17 protein-coding genes are annotated in these 19,207 nt (G+C 72.4%); 3 read left to right on the top strand and 14 right to left on the bottom strand.

Going from position 1 to position 19,207, the window contains the following annotated elements; genetic code table 11:
• Positions 1-117: 117 nt before the first annotated feature.
• The 5 genes from ACH4MY_RS26810 to xylB all read right to left on the bottom strand — a co-directional run bounded on the left by ACH4MY_RS26810 (position 118) and on the right by xylB (position 4,455).
• Positions 118-894: an SDR family oxidoreductase gene (locus ACH4MY_RS26810; protein ID WP_398006275.1), complete on the bottom strand. Its 777-nt coding sequence runs from the start codon at positions 892-894 to the stop codon at positions 118-120.
• 61 nt (positions 895-955) lie between these two features.
• Entirely contained in the window at positions 956-1,417 is a 462-nt protein-coding gene (locus tag ACH4MY_RS26805) for a DoxX family protein (RefSeq protein WP_398006274.1), read from the bottom strand.
• A 138-nt stretch (positions 1,418-1,555) separates the two neighbouring features.
• The gene (locus ACH4MY_RS26800) at positions 1,556-1,990 is read right to left on the bottom strand and encodes a YdeI/OmpD-associated family protein (RefSeq protein WP_398006273.1); all 435 of its coding nucleotides are present in this window, start codon (positions 1,988-1,990) and stop codon (positions 1,556-1,558) included.
• A 36-nt stretch (positions 1,991-2,026) separates the two neighbouring features.
• Positions 2,027-2,698, bottom strand: coding sequence for a glyoxalase (locus tag ACH4MY_RS26795; protein WP_398006272.1), 672 nt, complete (start codon positions 2,696-2,698; stop codon positions 2,027-2,029).
• 278 nt (positions 2,699-2,976) lie between these two features.
• A complete protein-coding gene (xylB, locus tag ACH4MY_RS26790; RefSeq protein WP_398006271.1) occupies positions 2,977-4,455 on the bottom strand; it encodes a xylulokinase in 1,479 nt (492 codons plus the stop codon).
• Positions 4,456-4,575: 120 nt separating this feature from the next.
• Between xylB and xylA the strand changes: the two genes are divergently transcribed.
• Positions 4,576-5,745, top strand: coding sequence for a xylose isomerase (gene xylA / locus ACH4MY_RS26785; RefSeq protein ID WP_398006270.1), 1,170 nt, complete (start codon positions 4,576-4,578; stop codon positions 5,743-5,745).
• An 18-nt stretch (positions 5,746-5,763) separates the two neighbouring features.
• On the opposite strand, the gene ACH4MY_RS26780 is transcribed toward xylA, so the two are convergent.
• The 5 genes from ACH4MY_RS26780 to ACH4MY_RS26760 form a co-directional block, all read right to left on the bottom strand.
• A complete protein-coding gene (locus tag ACH4MY_RS26780) occupies positions 5,764-6,792 on the bottom strand; it encodes a LacI family DNA-binding transcriptional regulator (RefSeq protein ID WP_398006269.1) in 1,029 nt (342 codons plus the stop codon).
• A 273-nt stretch (positions 6,793-7,065) separates the two neighbouring features.
• The gene (locus ACH4MY_RS26775) at positions 7,066-8,091 is read right to left on the bottom strand and encodes a LacI family DNA-binding transcriptional regulator (RefSeq protein WP_398006268.1); all 1,026 of its coding nucleotides are present in this window, start codon (positions 8,089-8,091) and stop codon (positions 7,066-7,068) included.
• A gap of 29 nt (positions 8,092-8,120) precedes the next feature.
• Positions 8,121-9,035: a carbohydrate ABC transporter permease gene (locus tag ACH4MY_RS26770; protein WP_398006267.1), complete on the bottom strand. Its 915-nt coding sequence runs from the start codon at positions 9,033-9,035 to the stop codon at positions 8,121-8,123.
• A complete protein-coding gene (locus tag ACH4MY_RS26765) occupies positions 9,032-9,964 on the bottom strand; it encodes a carbohydrate ABC transporter permease (protein WP_398006266.1) in 933 nt (310 codons plus the stop codon). The genes ACH4MY_RS26770 and ACH4MY_RS26765 overlap by 4 nt, the downstream gene beginning before the upstream one ends.
• Positions 9,961-11,271, bottom strand: a complete 1,311-nt coding sequence (locus ACH4MY_RS26760; protein ID WP_398006265.1) for an ABC transporter substrate-binding protein — start codon at positions 11,269-11,271, stop codon at positions 9,961-9,963. Before ACH4MY_RS26760 ends, ACH4MY_RS26765 begins: the two co-directional genes overlap by 4 nt.
• 207 nt (positions 11,272-11,478) lie before the next feature.
• Between ACH4MY_RS26760 and ACH4MY_RS26755 the strand changes: the two genes are divergently transcribed.
• Both ACH4MY_RS26755 and ACH4MY_RS26750 read left to right on the top strand, forming a co-directional pair.
• Complete coding sequence (locus tag ACH4MY_RS26755) at positions 11,479-13,500, top strand: beta-galactosidase (protein ID WP_398006264.1); 2,022 nt, start codon at positions 11,479-11,481, stop codon at positions 13,498-13,500.
• Positions 13,501-13,805: 305 nt separating this feature from the next.
• On the top strand, positions 13,806-15,392 hold the full coding sequence (locus tag ACH4MY_RS26750) for an arabinogalactan endo-beta-1,4-galactanase (protein WP_398006263.1): 1,587 nt from the start codon (positions 13,806-13,808) through the stop codon (positions 15,390-15,392).
• Positions 15,393-15,473: 81 nt separating this feature from the next.
• Here ACH4MY_RS26750 and dgoD read toward each other — a convergent pair whose 3' ends face one another.
• The 4 genes from dgoD to ACH4MY_RS26730 all read right to left on the bottom strand — a co-directional run bounded on the left by dgoD (position 15,474) and on the right by ACH4MY_RS26730 (position 19,091).
• Positions 15,474-16,619, bottom strand: coding sequence for a galactonate dehydratase (dgoD, locus tag ACH4MY_RS26745; protein WP_398006262.1), 1,146 nt, complete (start codon positions 16,617-16,619; stop codon positions 15,474-15,476).
• On the bottom strand, positions 16,616-17,368 hold the full coding sequence (locus tag ACH4MY_RS26740; RefSeq protein WP_398006261.1) for an SDR family NAD(P)-dependent oxidoreductase: 753 nt from the start codon (positions 17,366-17,368) through the stop codon (positions 16,616-16,618). The genes dgoD and ACH4MY_RS26740 overlap by 4 nt, the downstream gene beginning before the upstream one ends.
• Before the next feature lie 77 nt (positions 17,369-17,445).
• The gene (locus ACH4MY_RS26735) at positions 17,446-18,405 is read right to left on the bottom strand and encodes a sugar kinase (RefSeq protein WP_398006260.1); all 960 of its coding nucleotides are present in this window, start codon (positions 18,403-18,405) and stop codon (positions 17,446-17,448) included.
• Positions 18,402-19,091, bottom strand: coding sequence for a bifunctional 4-hydroxy-2-oxoglutarate aldolase/2-dehydro-3-deoxy-phosphogluconate aldolase (locus tag ACH4MY_RS26730; protein WP_398006259.1), 690 nt, complete (start codon positions 19,089-19,091; stop codon positions 18,402-18,404). The genes ACH4MY_RS26735 and ACH4MY_RS26730 overlap by 4 nt, the downstream gene beginning before the upstream one ends.
• Positions 19,092-19,207: the final 116 nt, after the last annotated feature.

The raw sequence follows: 19,207 nt of genomic DNA, 5'->3' as shown, positions 1-19,207 counted from the left end.
CCGGAGCCGTGACCGTACGTACTGAGCAAGGCAGTTGTGCGGCGCTCGGGCCCGGGTGGTTCAGCGGAAGGCGTCGGTGTTCTCCGAAGCCCATTGCCGGAACGGGCGGGCGGGCGTTCAGGTGATCCGTGCGACCGTGTCGCGCACCGTCAGCAGCTCGTCGTTCACGTCTCCGCCCGTGACGTCGAGCACCGCTTCCGCGGCTTCCGGGCCGAAGACCGCGGCCATCTGCGCGTGGGCTCGGCGGCGGCTGATCTCGGCGAAGGGAACCTCCCGGCGCAGGGTTTCCGCGATGGCCTCGACCTGCTGTCGGGCGGTCACCGGCTCGGGGCCGGTCAAGGCGTGCGTGCGACCGTGGTGGCCGGGCTCGGTCAGTGCCACCCGTGCCACCGCCGCGACGTCCGCAGGGTGGATGGTGGGCAGCGCGGTCTCGGCGTACGGTGCGCGGACGGTCTCGCGGCCACGGATGGATGCCGCCCACATCAGGGTGTTCGAGGCGAACTGCGTCGGTCGCAGGATGGTCCAGGCCATGCCGCTCGCCTTGAGCAGCTGCTCCACCGCCAGGTTCTCTCCGGCGGGGCCGAGGTGCGGGTGGGTCTGGACGGTGATGGACGACACCAGCACGACGTGCTCCACGCCCGCCTGGCGCGCGGCTTCGAGCATGTCGGCGTCCGGGCCCGGACGCGACACGAGGAACAGCGAACGCACCCCTTGCAGCGCGGGCTTCAGCGAAGCCGGCTCCCTGAAGTCGCCCTCCACGGCCTCGACCCCGTCTGGGAGGACGGCCCGTGCGGCATCACGCGTGAGGCCCCTCAGCGGCCCGACACCGCGTGCGTGCAGCTCCTTCAGCAGGGCACTGCCGATGTTTCCGGTGGCTCCGGTCACGAGGATCATGGGTGTCTCTTCCCGTCACCGGATGATCAAGTAGGCACCACGCTAGAACCTCGACCAAGCTTCAGGTCAAGGAGTGCCCATGGTGCGGCGCGGCCTGTGAGGCGTGTTCGGCCGCGGCGCGAGACCGTGCGGGTGAAGCGCCGGGCAGGAGGTCTCGCCAGTCGGCGGGCCAGTTGGCCAGCGCGAGGATGCCCATGACGACGAGGTGGGTCGGCGCGGCCCAGCTTTCCCCCGCCGGGTCGTGGTTGACGATGTGGGTGGTGGCCGCGCCGGTGAGCACGAACATCAGCGTCGTGGCACCCAGGAAGCGTGCCCGCTTGTCGGGGATCACCAGCAGGACGGCGGCCACACCTTCCAGGGCGCCGACCACGAAGCGCATCCACGACGGGTACCCCCATTCGGCGAACTTCACGGAGTACGCCGAGCTGAACATCGTGTCGCCCGGCCAGTACTTGGTCACGGCGCCCAGCGCGAACTCGCAGGCCATGAGCCAGTACAGGCCGGTCATGAGTCTCTTCGACATGGTCGTCCCTTCAGGAGGAATCGGGCAGGGTGATTCCTCCGCACGGCGGTGGAACTGCCGTGCGGAGTGCGGGCTCTCGGGCTTTCGGGCTCTCGGGCTCTCGGGCTTTCGGGCTCTCGGGCTCTCGGGCTCTCGGGCTCAGCCGTGCAGGGTGGCGATGGCCTTCTCGATGCGCCGCCGGCGCGTCTCGGGCTTCTTCGCGCTCTCGACGGCGCGCACATGCTCACGCTTGCGGCTGTGGGAGAGGGTGTCGTACGCGGCGCGTGCGACGGGGTCGTCGTCCAGGGCTCGGGTGAAGTCCTCCGGCTCGACGACGACGCGCGGCTCGGTGTCGAGTTCCAGCTCGACCTCGACCTCGTCGCCGATCGCGACACCCGCGGCCTGCCGGTTGGCGTTGCTGAGGCCGAGCAGGTGGCGGCCTCGCAGGAGGGCGACCCGGCTCTTCCAGGAATGCCCGTTGACCGTGATCGTCACCGGCGGCCGTGCGCCCCCGCCGAGCGCTTCAACCACCTCGGACGGAACTTCCAGGCCCCGCATGGGCTCGGGCGGCTCGACATGGGTCCAGAACCTCATGGTCTTGCTCCTGTTCGGTGAGGCGGGAGATCGCGGCTACTCGGCGTAGGGCTGGTCGGTTCCCCGGGTACTGTGGTCGAGGCTCCAGACGTAGCCGTCCGGGTCGGCGAAGGTGCCAGCGGTGCCGCCGAGGACGACGCGGTGCGAGCCGGTGCCGTCCGCCGGGACGCCGAGGTCCTTGGCAAGGGCACGGCGCTTGTACAGCGCCAGCTTGACGGGGCTGGACTGACCGGGGGCGAACTCGGCGTACTTGCCGCCGAAGCTCTTGGCCACGGTCAGGCCCAGGCCGGCGTACATCTGCCTGGTGGCCTTCACGTCCTCGACGCCGAGGAGCAGGACGATGTCGTCGATCTCGCGGGTGGCGGGGCCGGTGTCCTTCTTCTCCGAGGTGGCGATCTTCCAGATCGTCCCGTCCGGGGCCCGGACGACGCCGCTGTATCCCCAGAACGACTTCGCGGCGGGCTTCAGGACCGTGGCGCCGGCGGCCACGGCGGCGCCGACGAAGTGGTCGACGGTGGCCGGCCCGGACACCGTGAGCGCCAGGGTGAAGCCGCGGAATCCGGTGGAGTGCGCCTCGGACGCCCGCAGGCCGATGTACGTGTCCACGCCGAAGGCGGCGTAGAAGCGGCGGGCGGCGTCGAGGTCGGCCACCTCGAGGGTGACGGACGCGAGGGACGTGGTGGCTGCGGTGGAAGCGGTGGTTGCCATGACCATCACGCTAGGGGCAGTGCGACGGGCGGGGCTTCTCGATTCCTGACCGGCCTTGAGACGCGCCCGGCCAGGCACGCCGACCCGGCCCGCCCCGCACGCCGGCTCTCGCTCTCGCACACCGGCCCCGCCGCCCCGCACGCCGACCCCTCCCCCTCGATCGCCGGCCCGGCATCACCGGCGCCACCCGCGGCAGCGGCATGGCCGGCCGACCGGCCTGAACACGCGGGCCGACCGGCCCCGGGCCCGAAGGCCCCGTGCGGTCGGCCCACCGGCGCTCAGCGCAGCAGCGCGGGCGTCGCGGCGGCCAGGACCCCCGCGATCCGGTCCCAGGTCGCCTCGTCGCGCTCGACCGGGGGCAGGACCTCGCCGGTCCCCGTACCCCAGGCCGTCGTCAGGGCCACCGGGTCCGCGCCCGTCACCGCGGCGGCGGCGAGGGCCGCCGCGCCGAGGGCGACGAGCTCGTCGGCGGCGGGGACGATCAGGGGTCGGCCGGAGAGCCGCCGGACCGTCTCGGTCCAGACGCGGCCGCGTGCGCCGCCGCCGATCAGGCGCAGCGGCCGGTCCCGTACGGCGGGGTCGGCCGGGTCGAGGCCGCAGGCGGTGAGGAGTCGGTCGAGTGCGCGCAGCACGGTGAAGGCCGCTCCCTCGTAGGCCGCGCCAAGCACCTCACGCGGGTCCGTGCCGTGCCGGAGGCCGGTGACGAGTCCCGAGGCGTGCGGGAGGTCGGGGGTCCGTTCGCCGTCGAGGTACGGCAGGACGACGACGTCTCCGCCGGGTGCCGCGTCCGCGCGGTCGAGGCCGAGGAGCGTGGCGAACCGGTCGACGGCCAGGGTGCAGTTGAGCGTGCAGCCGAGCGGGAGGTAGGTGCCGTCGGTGGCGGCGAAGCCGGCGAGTCCGGGGTCGGCGGGGCGGGCGCGGGTCGCGGCGAAGACGGTGCCGGAGGTGCCGAGGCTGACGACCGGGTGGTCGAGGAGTCCCGCGCCGCCGAGGCCGAGGCCGACGGCGGCGGCCATGTTGTCGCCGGTCCCGGCGGCGACGACGACCGTCCGGGGCAGCCCGAGGGCCTCGGCGGCGGCCGGGGTCAGGGTGCCGACGCGGGTGGCGCCCCCGGGCGCGACGGCGGGCAGCAGGGCGGGGTCGAGACCGATGAGGTCCAGGATCTCGGGGTCGTAGGCACCGTCGCCGGTCCCGTACCAGCAGGTCCCCGAGGCGTCCCCGGGGTCGGTCACGGCGGTTCCGGTGAGCCGCTCGGTGAGGTGGTCGTGCGGAAGGCGGACGCCGGCGACGGCCGCCGCCGTGGCGGGTTCCCGCTCGCGCAGCCACTGCCACTTGGCGGCGGTCATGGAGGCGACGGGGACGGAGCCGGTGCGCTTCAGCCAGGCCGGAGGGCCGCCGAGGCGGGTGGCCAGGCCGGCGGCCTGGGGGGCCGATCGGGTGTCGTTCCAGAGCAGGGCGGGGCGCAGGGGGTGCCCGTCGGCGCCGAGGGTGACGAGCCCGTGCTGCTGTCCGGCGACGGCGATGCCGGTGACGGAGCCGGCCGGGACGCCCGCTTCCCGTACGGCCGCGCGGACGGCCGCGGCGAGGGCGGTCCACCACTCCTCGGGGTCGCTCTCGCGCGCCCCTGCGGTACCGGTGACGGTGTGCGGGGCGCGGCCGAGGGCGAGGAGTTCGCCGGTGTCGGCGTCGACGGCCGCGGCCTTGGTGGACTGCGTGGAGCTGTCCACGCCGATCACGACGGAGCGGCTCGTGGGCACGCCCTCACCTCTTTCCTGTTGTTCGTCCCGGGGGTGATTCGTGGCCCGGGGGGTGGCGCCCGGTGCGTCCGTCCCGTATTAGTTATCTCAGAAAACAAATCCCGAGAGAAGGACACCACCATGCCGGATCTCTACTCCCCCGTCCCCGAGGACCGGTTCACCTTCGGACTCTGGACCGTCGGCTGGCAGGGCCGCGACCCCTTCGGCGAGGCCACCCGCCCGGCGCTCGACCCCGTCGAGACGGTGGAGCGGCTCGCCGGCCTCGGTGCGCACGGCGTCACCTTCCACGACGACGACCTCATCCCGTTCGGCACCCCGGACGCCGAGCGCGACACGATCGTCAAGCGCTTCCGGGCGGCCCTGGACCGCACGGGCCTGAAGGTCCCCATGGCGACGACGAACCTCTTCACCCACCCGGTCTTCAAGGACGGCGGCTTCACCGCCAACGACCGGGACGTCCGCCGCTTCGCCCTGCGCAAGACCCTCCGCAACATCGACCTGGCCGTCGAGCTCGGCGCCACCGTCTATGTCGCCTGGGGCGGCCGGGAGGGCGCCGAGTCCGGGGCCGCGAAGGACGTCCGGGTCGCGCTCGACCGGATGAAGGAGGCCTTCGACCTGCTCGGCCAGTACGTCACCGAGCAGGGCTACGACCTGCGGTTCGCGATCGAGCCCAAGCCGAACGAGCCGCGCGGCGACATCCTGCTGCCGACCATCGGGCACGCCCTGGCCTTCATCGAGCGCCTGGAGCGCCCCGAACTCGTCGGCGTGAACCCCGAGACGGGCCACGAGCAGATGGCCGGCCTCAACTTCCCGCACGGCATCGCGCAGGCCCTGTGGGCGGGCAAGCTCTTCCACATCGACCTCAACGGCCAGTCCGGCATCAAGTACGACCAGGACTTCCGCTTCGGGGCGGGCGATCTGCGCCAGGCGTTCTGGCTGGTGGACCTGCTGGAGACGGCCGGGTACGAGGGTCCGCGCCACTTCGACTTCAAGCCGGTGCGCACGGACGGTGCCGACGGGGTGTGGGAGTCGGCGAAGAACTGCATGCGCAACTACCTGATCCTCAAGGAGCGCGCCGCGGCCTTCCGCGCCGACCCGGACGTCCAGGGGGCTCTCGCCGCCTCCCGGCTGCCCGAACTCGCCGTCCCCACCGCCGCCGACGGTCTCGCCGCGCTGCTCGCCGACCCCACGGCGTACGAGACCTTCGACGCGGACGCGGCGGCGGCCCGCTCCATGGCCTTCGAGCACCTCGACCAGCTGGCCCTGGAGCACCTTCTCGGCGTCCGCTGACGCCCGCGCTCCGGGAGGTCAGGGACCGGCGAGCGTCGAGCGGCGGACGACCAGTTCCGGCTGGAGCACCACGTGCTCGTGCCGGTGGTCGGCCGCCCGCTCGCCGGTCTCCTCCAGGAGCAGCTCGGCGGCCCTGGCGCCGAGCGTCACCGCCGGCTGCCGTACGGACGTCAGGGGTACGGTCGCGGCCGCCGCGAACTCGATGTCGTCGTAGCCGACGATGGCCATGTCCTCCGGGACCCGGACGCCCGCCGCGTACAGGGCCTGGAGCACGCCGAGGGCCAGCAGGTCGTTGGCGCAGAAGACGGCGGTCGGGCGGTCGGGGAGACCGAGCAGCCGGGAGCCCGCGTCGCGTCCCGATGCCACGTCGAGGCGCTCGGCGGGGAGTTCCCGGAGCGCCGAGGCGGGCAGCCCGGCCTCGGCGAGCGCGAGGAGGGCGCCCTCGCGCCGGTCGCGCACCTGCTGGAGGTGGGAGGGGCCGCTGACGTACGCGAAGGTCCGGTGTCCCGTCGCGGTCAGGTGCCGGATGGCGAGGGCGCCGCCGACGACGTCGTCGACGGAGACCGAGCAGCCGGCGCCGTCGCCCGCGACCCGGTCGACGAGCACGGACGGGATGCCGTGGCGGCGGAACTCGCGCAGGTTCGCGCCGCTGGGGTCGGCGGGGGTGATCAGGACGCCCCGGACGCGCTGTTCGGCGAAGAGGGAGAGGTAGTCGGCCTCGTCGCGGGCGTTCTGGTCGCTGTTGCAGACCATGACGCCCAGGCCGGCGGCCCGCGCGGTGCGCTCGGCACCGCGGGCGATGTCGACGAAGAAGGGGTTGCCCATGTCGAGGACGAGCAGCGCCATGATCCGGCTGTGGCCGGCCCGCAGCTGGCGGGCGGACTCGCTGCGGACGTAGCCGAGGCGGGCGATGACTCCTCGTACGTGCTGGAGGGTCGCGGGCGAGACCCGGTCCGGCTGGTTGATCACATTGGAGACGGTGCCGACGGAGACTCCCGCCTCGCGTGCCACGTCCTTGATCCCGACCGTCCGCGCGGTGTCCGTCATCCGTCCCACCTGGTTCGCCCTGCCCCTGCCGCCCCGTCGGGGCGGGGTCCTGCCCCGGTTCTCATCCTACTGAAATGTTTCATTTCCGTGGACCAGGACGGTAGGACGTGGGTGAGAGCAAGGTCAAGGATCATGCGGAGTGAATCGGTTCAATACATCGGGTTCAACACATCGGTTCGACGTATCGGTTCAACTCATCGGTTCAACGCCGAAGGAGCGGCCGGCCCCGAAGGGTCCGGCCGCTCCACGCGTACGTACCGACGGACTCGCGTCCTACGCCGATTCGCGGCGGACGAGCTCCGTGGGCAGGATGACCGCCGCCGGTTCCTCGCCCGCGATCCGGGCGAGCAGCGTCCGCACCATCTCGGTGCTGATCCGGTCCCAGGGCTGGCGGATGGTGGTGAGCGAGGGCCGGGAGGAGAGGGCCGCCGGGGAGTCGTCGAAGCCTCCCACCGCGATGTCCTCGGGGACCCTGCGGCCCGCCCGGGCGAGGGCGTCGAGGACGCCCTGGGCCATCAGGTCTGAGGCGACGAAGACGGCGTCGATGTCCGGGGCGCGCTCCAGGATGACGCGGGCCGCGTCCTCGCCGCTGGCCCGGCTGTAGTCGCCGGTGACGATCAGCGACTCGTCGGCGGGCAGCCCGTACTCGGCGAGCGTCTCGCGGTATCCGGCGAGGCGTTCCACCCCGCCGGGGGTGTCGAGCGGTCCGGTGACGGTGGCGATCCGGCGGCGCCCGGAGGCGTAAAGATGACGGACCATGTCGCGGGCCCCGTCGCGGTCGTCGGCCGCCACGTATCCGATCTTGGCGGTCTGGCCGAGGGGCTTGCCACAGGCGACGACGGGGACGCCGGCCTCGTGCAGCCGGGCCACGACGGGGTCGCCGGAGTGACTGGAGACGAGGAGGACGCCGTCGACGTGACCGGCCTCGATGTAGCGGAGGTTGCGGCGGCGCTCGTCCTCGGTGCCCGCGATCATCAGAAGGAGCGGGATGTCCCGCGCCGCGAGCGCCTGGGTGCAGGCGCGGAGCAGGACGTTGAAGTTGGGGTCCTCGAAGAAGCGTTCCTGCGGCTCGGTCAGGAGGAAGGCGACCGAGTCGGACTTGCCGGTGATCAGCGAGCGGGCGTGCCGGTTGACGACATAGCCCGTTCTGCGGATCGCGGCGTCGACGGCCGCCTTCGCCGTCGGGCTGACGTAGTGGCCGCCGTTGAGGACTCGGGAGACGGTGCCGCGCGAGACGCCGGCCTCGCGGGCCACGTCGTGGATGGTCGCCGGGCGGCGCCTGCTCGCTGCTGTGCTCATGCTGTGTGTTTCCCCTCGATCCCCTGTGCTCAGGACTTTACGGCGCCGGAGAGGAGGTCGAGGCTCCAGAAGCGCTGGATGAGAAGGAAGAGGGCGATGAGCGGGAGGACGGCGAGGAGCGCACCGGTGATCACCAGGGTGTAGAGGGCGGGCTGCCCCGCGCCCTGCTTGAGCAGGGTGAACAGGCCGACGGTCATGGGGAACTTCTCGTCGTCGCCGAGCATGATGAACGGCAGCAGGAAGTTGTTCCAGATGGCGACGAACTGGAAGAGGAAGATCGTCACCAGGCCCGGGGACATCATCGGGGCGGCGATCCGCAGGAAGATCCGCCACTCGCCCGCGCCGTCCATGCGGCCGGCCTCGACGAGTTCCATGGGGACGGCGGCCTCGGCGTACACGCGGCCGAGGTAGACGCCGTACGGGGAGAGGATCAGCGGCAGCAGCACGGAGGCGTAGGTGTCCGTCATGTCGGCCTGGGCCATCAGCAGGTACTGCGGGATGGCGAGGATGACCGGGGGCATGAGGACGCCGGCGAGCATCACGTTGAAGAAGGTCTCGCGGCCCCGGAAGCGGTAGACGGCGAGGCCGTATCCGGCGAGCGCCGAGACCGCGGTGGACAGGACGGCGCCGAGGCCCGCGTAGAACAGCGAGTTGCCCATCCAGCGCCAGTAGATGCCGTCGCGGTACGCGCCGAGGTCGCCGAGGTTGTCGGTGAAGCCGTCGCCGGGCAGGAAGGTGAAGGTGGAGAACAGGTCGGCGCCGGACTTGGTGGCGGCGACGAGGACCCACGCGACGGGCAGCAGGCAGTAGACCGCGCCGAGGACGAGGGCCGCGGTGGGCAGCAGCGCGGCGCGGCGCGGCCGGGGCGGTCCCTGGGAGGTGCCGGGTGTGGTGCCGGCGGCCGGTGCCGCCTTGTGGAGCGGCGGGGAGGCGAGCCCGGTCATCGGGTTGCTCCTTGCGTGGTGCGGCGGTTGGAGATCCTGAGGAGGGCGAAGGAGAGGACGAAGGTGGCGAGGGCGAGCACCACGGCGGTGGCCGAGGCGGCGTGGATGTTCCCGCCGGTGAAGGCGTCGTTGTAGACCTTCATCAGGGGGCTCCAGGTGGTGGGGATGCCGTTGGTGAGCGGCCGGAGCGTGGTGGGCTCGTTGAAGACCTGGAGGGTCGCGATGATCGAGAAGAAGAAGGTGAGCACCAGGGAGGGCGCCACCATCGGGATCTTGACGCGGAGCGCGATCTGGAACTCCGAGCAGCCGTCGAGCTTGGCCGCCTCGTACACCTCGGCGGGCAGGGAGCGCAGCGCGGTGTAGATGACGATCATGTTGAAGCCGGTGCCGCCCCAGACGGCGATGTTCGCCATGGCGAGGTAGAGCGGGGTGCCGTCCATGAGGTCGGGCTGCGGGAGTCCGAGGGCGTCGAGGACGTAGAAGAAGGGGCTGACGTCGGGGAGGTAGAGGAAGCCCCAGAGGAGCGCGGCGATGACGCCGGGGACGGCGTACGGGAGGAAGATCGCGAGCCGGGAGAAGGAGCGGGCCCGGACGCGCTCGGTGTCGAGGAGGAGCGCGAAGAACAGGGCGAGGCCCAGCATGACGGGGACGACGATGGCGCCGTAGCCGAGGATGCGCAGGGCGCTGGCGCCGAGTTCGGAGTCGGTGAGGGCGGAGGTGTAGTTCTCCAGACCGGCCCAGACCTCGCTGCGGGCTCCCTTGCCGAGGCCGAGACCCTTGATCTCGATCTTGTGGAAGCTGAGCCAGATCGCGTAGCCGATGGGCAGGGCGAAGAAGAGGGCGAAGAGGACGGCGGCGGGGAGGAGGAAGCCGTACGGGGCCGCCTTGACCCCGTACGACCGGCGCACGCCCTGAGGGGGCTGCGTCACTTGGCGACCTCGAAGCCCTGCTTCCGCAGGTCCGCGACGGTGGCGGACTGGACGGAGGTGAGGGCGGTGCCGAAGCCGGACTTGGCCTTGGCGGCCTTGCCGAACTCGTCCTTGAAGGAGGTGTAGGCGACGTTCACGTTGGGGCCCCAGGCGGCCGGCGCGGTGGTCTTCGCTATCTCGGCGGCGCGGGTGTAGAAGTCGGGCTGGTTCGGGAAGAAGGCGGGGGCCTCGGCGAGGGCGCCGCTGGTCTGGGCGGCGGTGGCCGCCGGGTAGATGCCGCTCTCCTTCACGAGCGCGGCGAGCGCGACCGGGTCGGTGTTGAGCCAGGTGGCGAACTGCGCGGCGGCCGTCTTGTGCCGGGAGTCGGTGGTCACGGCGGTGGAGGAGCCGCCCCAGCTGCCGGTGGAGGAGGCGCCCTCGCTCCACTGCGGGAGCGGGGCCATGGCCCACTTGCCCTGGGTGTCGGGGGCGGCGGTGGTGAGGACGCCGGGGGCCCAGACGGCGCTGACCCAGGCGAGCTGCTCGCCGCTGTTGAGGGCCTTGTTCCAGGCGGGGGTGTACATCGGCTGGTTGTCGACGGCTCCCTCGCCGACGAGGCCGCCCCAGAAGTCGGTGACCTTCTTGGTGGCGGCGTCGTCGATGCCGACCTTCCAGGTGTCGCCCTCGAAGGTCCACCACTTGGCGCCGGCCTGCTGGGAGAGTCCGGCGAAGAGGCCGGAGTCGTTGGCGGAGAAGGTGGTCAGGGACTTCTCCGGGGCCTTCTTCTTCAGGTCGCGGGCGGTGGCGGCGAACTGGTCCCAGGTGGTGGGGACGGAGAGGCCGTACTGCTTGAAGAGGTCCTGGCGGTAGAAGAACATCAGCGGCCCGGAGTCCTGCGGCAGGGCGTAGACGGCCTCGCTGCCGAAGGTGGTCTGCTGCCAGATGCCGGGGGCGAACTTGTCCTTGACGCCCGCGACGTCGGGGGCGATGTCCGCGAGGGCGTCGTTGGAGACCAGGGTCGGCAGGGCCTGGTACTCGGCCTGGACGAGGTCGGGTGCCTTGTGCGCCTTGGCGGCGGTGATGATCTTGGTGACGAGGTCGTCGCCGGATGCCTGCTTCTGCACCGTGACCTTGATGTCGGGGTGTTCGGCGTTCCAGAGGGCGACGACCTTGTCCATACCGGGCGCCCAGGCCCAGTAGGTCAGCGAGACGGGGCCGGACGCCGCCGCCTCGTCGCCGGAGTCGGAGGATCCACAGGCGGTGAGCGCGGTGGCGCCGAGAAGGACGGCGGTGGCGGCGGCGAGGCTGCGGCGCTTCATGTGGGGCATGGGGTACTTCTCCCTGACCGAAAGGGGCCTCTCCCTTGAGCGGGGAGGCCGACCATGCATCTGTGAGCGTTCACAGTAGAGAAACGTTCCGGACACTTGTCAATGGTTGTTCCTGTGCGGTTATGTTGCGTTGCCACATCGAGACCGGGTGTGTGCACGTTCCCAACCGAACAAAGCTTTCATCGTTCGACGTTTCAGGAGAGACTCATGTCGCAGACCACTCCCAAGGGCCTGCACCGGCTCGCGTTCGGCGGGGACTACAACCCCGAACAGTGGCCGGAAAGCGTCTGGCAGGAGGACGTCCGGCTCATGCGCGAGGCCGGCGTCACCATGGTGAGCGTCGGGATCTTCTCCTGGGCCCTCCTCGAACCGGAGCCGGGCCGGTACGACTTCGGCTGGCTCGACCGGCTCCTCGACCTGCTCCACGAGCACGGTGTCCGGGTCGACCTGGGCACGCCGACCGTGGCACCGCCCGCCTGGTTCTACCGCGCCCACCCCGAGGCACTGCCCGTCACCGCCGAGGGCGTGCGCTACTCGTACGGCTCACGCGGGACGATCTGCCACAGTTCCTCCGCCTATCGCGCGGCCGCCACCGGCATCACCACCGAGCTGGCCCGGCGCTACGGCAGCCACCCGGCGCTCGCGCTCTGGCACGTCCACAACGAGTACGGCGTCCCCGTCAGCGCCTGCTACTGCGACAGCTGCGCCGCCCACTTCCGCCGCTGGCTGCACGAGACGTACGGCTCGGTCGACGCCGTGAACGAGGCCTGGGGCACCGCCTTCTGGGGGCAGCGCTACGGCTCGTACGAGGAGATCGACCCGCCCCGGATCACCCCCACCGTCGGCAACCCGGCCCAGCAGCTCGACTACCGGCGCTTCGCCGACGCCACCATCCGGGAGAACTTCCGGGCGGAAAGGGACATCCTGCACGAGCTCGCCCCCGGCATCCCCGTCACCACCAACTTCATGACCGCGCTCAGCCAGTGCGACTCGATCGACTACTGGGCCTGGGGCCGCGAGGTCGACCTCGTCACCAACGACCACTATCTGATGACCGACGGCCGTCGCACCCATGTCAACCTGGCCATGGCCGCGGACCTCACCCGCTCCGTCGCCGGCGGCGCCCCCTGGCTGCTCCTGGAGCACTCCACGTCCGGAGTGAACTGGCAGGCCCGCAACCCGGCCAAGCGCCCCGGCGAGATGGCCCGCAACTCCCTCGCCCATGTCGCCCGCGGCTCCGAGGGCGCCATGTTCTTCCAGTGGCGCCAGTCCCGGCGCGGCGCGGAGAAGTTCCACTCCGCGATGGTCCCGCACGGCGGCACCGACACCCGGATCTGGCGCGAGGTCGTCGCCCTCGGCGCCGACCTGGAGGCCCTGGAGGAGGTACGCGGCACCCGGACCGTCCCGGACGTCGCCGTGCTCTGGGACTGGCACTCCTGGTGGGCGCAGAACCTGGAATGGCGGCCGAACGCGGCCCACGAGGCCCGCGAGCGCGCCGACAGCTTCTACGAGACCCTCTACGACCGGCACCTCACCGTCGACTTCGCCCACCCCGAGGCCGACCTCTCCGCCTACCCGCTGGTCGTCGTACCCGCGCTCTACCTCATGACCGAGGCCGCCGGGCGGAACCTGCGGGAGTACGTCGAGAACGGCGGCACGCTCGTCGTCTCGTACTTCTCCGGGATCGTCGACGAGCACGACGCCGTGCACCCCGGCGCCTACCCCGGCGCCCTGCGCGACGTCCTCGGTCTCACCGTGGAGGAGTGGTCGCCGCTCCTGGACGACCGGCGCGTACGGATCGAAGGACCCGACGGCGCCTCGCTCACCGGCGACGTGTGGACGGAGTTCGTGCGGCCCCGCGGCGCCGAGACCGTGTGGACGTACGCGGACGGGCCGGCCGCCGGCGGACCCGCCGTCACCCGGCACCGGCTCGGGCGCGGCACCGCCTGGTACGTCTCCACCCGCCTCGACGCCGCCTCGCTCGACGCGATCGTCGCCGCAGCCGGCGAGGACGCCGGTGTCACGGCGCGCGACGGGCTGCCGCACGACGTGGAGGTCGTGCGCCGGGCCGGGGAGGGCGGGGAGTACGTCTTCGCCCTGAACCACTCCGGGGAAGACGCCGAGGTGCCGCTGGACGGCACCGGCACGGAGCTCCTCGGCGGTGGCCAGGTGACCGGCCGGCTCGCGGTTCCGGCCGGGGCCGTCAGGGTCGTACGACGGAACGGCTGACCCGCACCACAGCCCTCCCGCCCCGCCTCCCTCCCGCGCCACACCCCTTCCGCCCCGGTGGCTTCCGGGCCGGACCCCCTGATCTCCCCGGGGGCGGCAGTACCCGCTGCGCCGTCCCCGGGTGAGCCGTACCCCCGTGCCCTCGGCACGGGCCGATCCACCCGCACCCTCCGTACTGCCCGTACCACCGGCACGACTGGCGCCACCGGCATCACCAGAACCACTGGCACGACTGGCGCCACCGGCACCACCCGTCAGGAACGCACCACTCCCCTCATATCCGCCACCGTCGAAGGGACTCGACGATGCACCCCACCACCAGAAGCCGCTTCCGTCTGCGCGCCGCGGCCGTCGCCGCCGCGCTCGGCGCCCTGCTCCTGGCCCCGCTGCCCGCCGCACAGCGGGCCGAGGCGGCCGCCACGCTCACCAACGCAGGGTTCGAGAGCGACGCCGCCGCGACCGCCGCTCCGGCCGGCTGGTCCACCTACTCGGCGGCCGGCCAGAACACCGCCTCGTTCACCGAGGCCGGGGGCCGCAGCGGCGGTTACCGTCTCAGCCACTGGTCGGCCTCCGCGTACAAGGTGGAGACGTACCAGTACCTCTCCGGGCTCGCCAACGGCACGTACACGCTGAGCGCCTGGGTCCGCTCGGGCGGCGGCCAGAACGCGGCCTACCTGGCCCTGCGCAACTGCGGCTCCGCCGAGCAGCGCACCGACCTGCCCGTCACCACGAACGGTGCCTGGATACGGCTCGTCACCTCCGTCACGGTGACCGGCGGCGCGTGCACGGTCAGCGTCAACTCCGACGCCAACGCCGGAAACTGGCTGAACGTCGACGATCTGACGTTCACCTCCGGATCGACCGGCCTCACGGTCAGGGGTGTCGACCTCTCCGCCCTCAAGAAGAGCGAGGACCTCGGCGGCACCTACCGCACGAGCACCGGAACCACCGGCGACCCGGTCACGATCCTGAAGAACGCGGGCGCCACCTACGGCCGCCTCAAGGTGTGGGTGAACCCGGCCGACGGCTACAACGACAAGGCCCGCGTCCTCGCCACGGCCCAGCGCGTCAAGGCCCAAGGCATGAAGCTCCTCGTGGACTTCCACTACTCCGACATCTGGGCCGACCCGGGTGCCCAGACGAAGCCCGCCGCCTGGCAGGGCCACTCGTACGCCCAGCTCAAGACGGACGTCTACAACCACACCTACGACGTCCTGAACGCGCTGAAGGCGCAGGGCACCACGGCCGACATGGTGCAGATCGGCAACGAGATCAACACCGGCATGCTGTGGCCCGAGGGGTCGACGATCAACTGGCCCCAGCTCGCCGGGCTGCTCAACTCCGGCATATCCGCCGCCAAGGCGGTCTCGTCGGGCACCCAGATCGCGCTGCACCTCGCCCACGGCGGCGACAACGCCCTGTACCGCACGTGGTTCGACAACGCGACCGCGCAGGGGGTGAGTTACGACGTGATCGCACTCTCCTTCTACGGCTACTGGCACGGCGCGCTGTCCGCCCTCCAGGCCAACCTGGACGACATCTCGGCCCGCTACGGCAAGAAGGTGATGGTCGCCGAGACGGCGTACCCCTTCCGCCTCGACAGTGAGGACAGCCACGAGAACATCATCGACCTGTCGTCGGAGCTGGTCACCGGCTACCCGGCGAGCGCGGCCGGACAGTCGGCCTGGCTGCGGGACATCATGAACGTCGTCGAGGCGGTGCCGAACGGCCGCGGCCTCGGTGTCGTCTACTGGGAGCCGGCCTGGACCGCCGTGACGGGCAACGGCTGGGACCCGGCCGACCCCTCCTCCGGCAACGGCTGGGAGAACCAGGCCCTGTTCGACTACGACAGCAAGCTGCTGCCGGCGGCGAGCTGGCTCGCCCACCGGTGACCTGACCCCGGGGAACCCACCACCGTGAACCCGTGAGGGGGCGGGCTCGTGAACGAGCCCGCCCCCTTCACCGCGTCTCGGCTACCACTCGGCGAGCGAGCCGTCGTCCCGCCGCCAGGCCGGGTTGCGCCAGCGGTGCCCCGCCTCGGCGGCCCGCTCGACGGCCTTCGCGTCGACCTCGATACCGAGACCGGGGCCGGTGGGCAGGCCCACATGCCCGTCCTCGTACCGGAAGACCGAGGGGTCGACCAGATAGTCGAGCAGGTCGGAGCCGGTGTTGTAGTGGATGCCGAGGCTCTGCTCCTGGATCAGCAGGTTCGGCGTGGCGAAGCCGACCTGGAGACAGGAGGCGAGCGCGATCGGGCCCAGCGGGCAGTGCGGGGCGAGGGAGACGTCGTACGCCTCCGCCATCGCGGCGATCCTGCGCACCTCCGAGATGCCACCGGCGTGCGAGAGGTCCGGCTGCGCGACCGCGATGCCCTGGTCGAGCACCTTCTTGAAGTCCCAGCGGGAGTAGAGGCGTTCGCCCGTCGCGATGGGGATGGAGGTGGAGCGGACGATGTCACCGATGTGGTCGCTCATCTCCGGGACGACCGGCTCCTCCACGAAGAAGGGCAGGTACGGCTCCAGGAGCGGCAGCACGCGGCGGGCCATCGGGGCGGTGAGCCGCCCGTGGAAGTCGATGGCGATGTCGAACTCGTCCCCGACCGCCTCCCGGATGGAGGCGACCCGGTCCACGATCCCGTGGACGGCCGCCGGGGTGTCGATGAGCCGCAGCTGCGCCGAGGCGTTCATCTTGATCGCGGTGAAGCCCTCGTTCTTCCGCGCGAGGGCCTCGGACGCCACCTCGTCGGGCCGGTCGCCCCCGATCCAGCTGTACACCCGGGCGCGGTCCCGGACGTTGCCGCCGAGCAACTGCCACACGGGGACGCCGAGGGCCTTGCCGGTGATGTCCCACAGGGCCTGGTCGATACCGGCGACGGCACTGGAGAGGACCGGACCGCCCCGGTAGAAGCCGCCCTTGGTGAGGACCTGCCAGTGGTCCTCGATCTTCATCGGGTCCTGGCCGATCAGATAGTCCGAGAGCTCCTCGACGGCGGCTGCGACGGTGTGGGCGCGGCCCTCGACGACGGGCTCGCCCCAGCCCGTGACGCCCTCGTCGGTGTCGATGCGCAGGAAGCACCAGCGCGGGGCGACGAGATAGGTGCGCAGGGAGGTGATCTTCACTTGGATTCCTTCTTCACGGTCCAGCCGCCGTCGACGACCAGGTTCGTTCCGGTGATGTAGGCGGCGTCGGCGGAGGCGAGGAAGGCGACGGCCGCGGCGACCTCCTCGGGCCGGCCGAGCCGGGCGAGCGCCGTGGCGTCGGCGGAGAGCCGCCGTCCTTCCTCGTCGACGTCGTTCCAGACGTCGGTGAGGATCGGGCCGGGCAGGACGGAGTTGAACCGCACGTCGGGCCCGTACTCGACGGCGAACTGGCGGACGAGGGCGCACATGCCACCCTTCGCGGCGGCGTACGCGGGGTAGCCGGGCAGGCCGAAGTCGGCGTGCACGCTGGAGGTGGCGACGAGGCTGCCGCGCTCGGCGCGCAGATCGTCGAGGAAGGTGCGGGTGGCGAGGTAGAGGGCCCGCAGGTTGACGGCCATCTCACGGTCCCAGGTGGCGACGGGGAGCTCGTGGGCGGCGGCCGGGGTGTGGGTGAAGGCGTTGCTGTGGAGGATGCCCACCGGGCCGAAGCGGGCGTGGGCCTCGGCCCGCAGGGCGGTCCAGTCGTCTTCCGAGGCGACGTCGCAGCGTACGTAGACGGCCCGACCGCCGTCGGCGCGGATCGCGGCGGCGACGGCCTCACCGGGTCCGTCGGCGATGTCGGAGACGAGCACCGCGGCGCCCTCGGCGGCGAGCCGGACGGCGCTGGCCGCCCCGATGCCGGAGGCCGCGCCGGTGACGACGGCGGTCTGTCCGGAGAAACGGTTCATGGGTGTGGGTTCCTGTGTGCTGGTACGGAAGGGGATCGGGGGACGGCCGGACACGGCGGTGCCCGGCCTCGCACGGCTCAGCGGCTGATGTCCTGGGCCGCGAGCAGGCCGAGTTCGGTGCGGCGCGGGAGGCCCTCCCAGTCCCCGGGGACGGAGACCGCGAAGGCTCCGCAGAGCGCGCCCAGGTGGAGGCGCTCCTCCACGGGGGCGCCGTCGAGAACCGCGGCGAGATAGCCGGAGACGAAGGCGTCGCCCGCGCCGACGGGGTCGACGGCGGTGACGGGGACGGCGGGTCTGATGTGCAGCTCGCCGTCGGCGGTGGCCACCAGGGCCCCCCGCGCGCCGAGCTTCAGCACCGCCTGCGCGGGACCCAGCCGGGTGAGGGCGCGCGCCATCCGCTCCGGCGCCTCCTCGGGTACGAAGAGGGCGGCCTCCTCGGGCCCGGCGAAGACGATGTCGGCGTACCGCAGGATCCCGGCCAGCACCTCGGCGGCCTCCGCGCGGCCCCACAGGCGCTCGCGGTGGTTGACGTCGAAGGAGACGGTGACCCCGGCGGCGCGGGCGAGAGCCACCGCGTGCTCGACGGCGGCGCGCGCCGTGTCGCTCAACGCCGGCGTGATACCGGTGACATGGAGCACCCGGGCACCGGTGATCCGCGCCTCGTCGAGATCCTCGGGGGCGAGCCGGGAGCCGGCGAGCCCGGCCCGGTAGTAGCCGACGCGGAGCCGGTCGGCGGTGCGGCGCTCACGGAGCATCAGACCGGTGGGTGCCGCCGGGTCCGTACGGGCGGCGGAGACGTCGACGCCCTCGGCGCGGAGTCCGGCGAGGATCATCGCGCCCGCCGGGTCCTCGCCGACCCGGCCGGTCCAGGCGGTCGGGTGGCCGAGGCGGCAGACCCCGATGGCGACGGTCGCCTCGGCGCCCGCCCAGCCGAGCCGGAGCGGCGCGCCGGTGGCGAACGGACCGGGTGTGGTCGCGGCGACCACCGCCATGGCCTCGCCGAGGGTGACGAGGGCGGGCGGTGTCCCGGTCGTCATCGGCGGATCCCTTCCAGGAAGGCGGCAGCGCGTTCGCCGAGTGCGGCGAGGGATCCGCCCTCGCAGGCGTCGCCGACGAGGGGGCCGCCGATGCCGAGGGCGACGGCGCCCGCCGCCAGGTAGGCGGGGGCGTCCGCCACGCCGATGCCGCCGGTCGGGACCAGGGGGACATGGGGCAGCGGGGCGCGGACGGCGCGCAGGTACTCCGGTCCGCCGGTGGCCGCGGGGAAGAGCTTCACCATCGTGGCTCCGGCCCGCCAGGCGGTGAGGATCTCGGTGGGGGTGTAGGCGCCGGGGAGCACCGGGACGCCGAGACGAACGGCCTCCGCGATGACCTCCGTCGAGGTCGTCGGGGTGATGAGGTAGGTCGCCCCGGCCTCCACGGCGGCCCGGGCCTCGGCCGGTGTGGTCACCGTGCCGGCGCCGAGCGCGAGCCCGGGCGGGGCGTCGGCGGCGTACTCGCGGAGGGCGTCGAGCACGCCGGGGGTGGTGAGGGTGAACTCGGCCGCGCGGACACCGGAGGCGAGGAGGGTGTCGGTGACTTCGGCGAAGCGGGTGGCGGAGGCGGCGCGGAGGATCGCGATGACGGGTGCGGCGGCGAGGGCGGCCCGGAGACCGTCGTGGGGGGCGCCGTCGGGGCGCGTACGTCCCCCGGGCGGGGTGGGCGCTGCGGGCGGGGTGGTCATGGGCGGGTGCTTCCTGGTGGCGGGGAGGGGTGGGTGATGGGGAGGGAAGGGCCGGGCCGGGTGGGAGGTGAGGGCGCGTGGGGGCGCCGGCGATCGGGGGGGGCGCCGGACGTGCA

The sequence above is a fragment of the Streptomyces sp. NPDC017246 genome, assembly GCF_044331325.1.
Classification (GTDB): domain Bacteria; phylum Actinomycetota; class Actinomycetes; order Streptomycetales; family Streptomycetaceae; genus Streptomyces.
This window is presented reverse-complemented; position numbering and strand designations above follow the sequence as displayed.

Coding starts and splice junctions, on each gene's coding strand:
- ACH4MY_RS26740 (WP_398006261.1), bottom strand. CDS start 17,368: ATGAACCGTTTCTCCGGACAGACCGCCGTCGTCACCGGCGCGGCCTCC.
- ACH4MY_RS26730 (WP_398006259.1), bottom strand. CDS start 19,091: ATGACCACCCCGCCCGCAGCGCCCACCCCGCCCGGGGGACGTACGCGC.
- ACH4MY_RS26775 (WP_398006268.1), bottom strand. CDS start 8,091: ATGAGCACAGCAGCGAGCAGGCGCCGCCCGGCGACCATCCACGACGTG.
- ACH4MY_RS26735 (WP_398006260.1), bottom strand. CDS start 18,405: ATGACGACCGGGACACCGCCCGCCCTCGTCACCCTCGGCGAGGCCATG.
- ACH4MY_RS26810 (WP_398006275.1), bottom strand. CDS start 894: ATGATCCTCGTGACCGGAGCCACCGGAAACATCGGCAGTGCCCTGCTG.
- ACH4MY_RS26800 (WP_398006273.1), bottom strand. CDS start 1,990: ATGAGGTTCTGGACCCATGTCGAGCCGCCCGAGCCCATGCGGGGCCTG.
- ACH4MY_RS26755 (WP_398006264.1), top strand. CDS start 11,479: ATGTCGCAGACCACTCCCAAGGGCCTGCACCGGCTCGCGTTCGGCGGG.
- ACH4MY_RS26805 (WP_398006274.1), bottom strand. CDS start 1,417: ATGTCGAAGAGACTCATGACCGGCCTGTACTGGCTCATGGCCTGCGAG.
- ACH4MY_RS26760 (WP_398006265.1), bottom strand. CDS start 11,271: ATGCCCCACATGAAGCGCCGCAGCCTCGCCGCCGCCACCGCCGTCCTT.
- ACH4MY_RS26795 (WP_398006272.1), bottom strand. CDS start 2,698: ATGGCAACCACCGCTTCCACCGCAGCCACCACGTCCCTCGCGTCCGTC.
- ACH4MY_RS26780 (WP_398006269.1), bottom strand. CDS start 6,792: ATGACGGACACCGCGCGGACGGTCGGGATCAAGGACGTGGCACGCGAG.
- xylA (WP_398006270.1), top strand. CDS start 4,576: ATGCCGGATCTCTACTCCCCCGTCCCCGAGGACCGGTTCACCTTCGGA.
- ACH4MY_RS26770 (WP_398006267.1), bottom strand. CDS start 9,035: ATGACCGGGCTCGCCTCCCCGCCGCTCCACAAGGCGGCACCGGCCGCC.
- ACH4MY_RS26750 (WP_398006263.1), top strand. CDS start 13,806: ATGCACCCCACCACCAGAAGCCGCTTCCGTCTGCGCGCCGCGGCCGTC.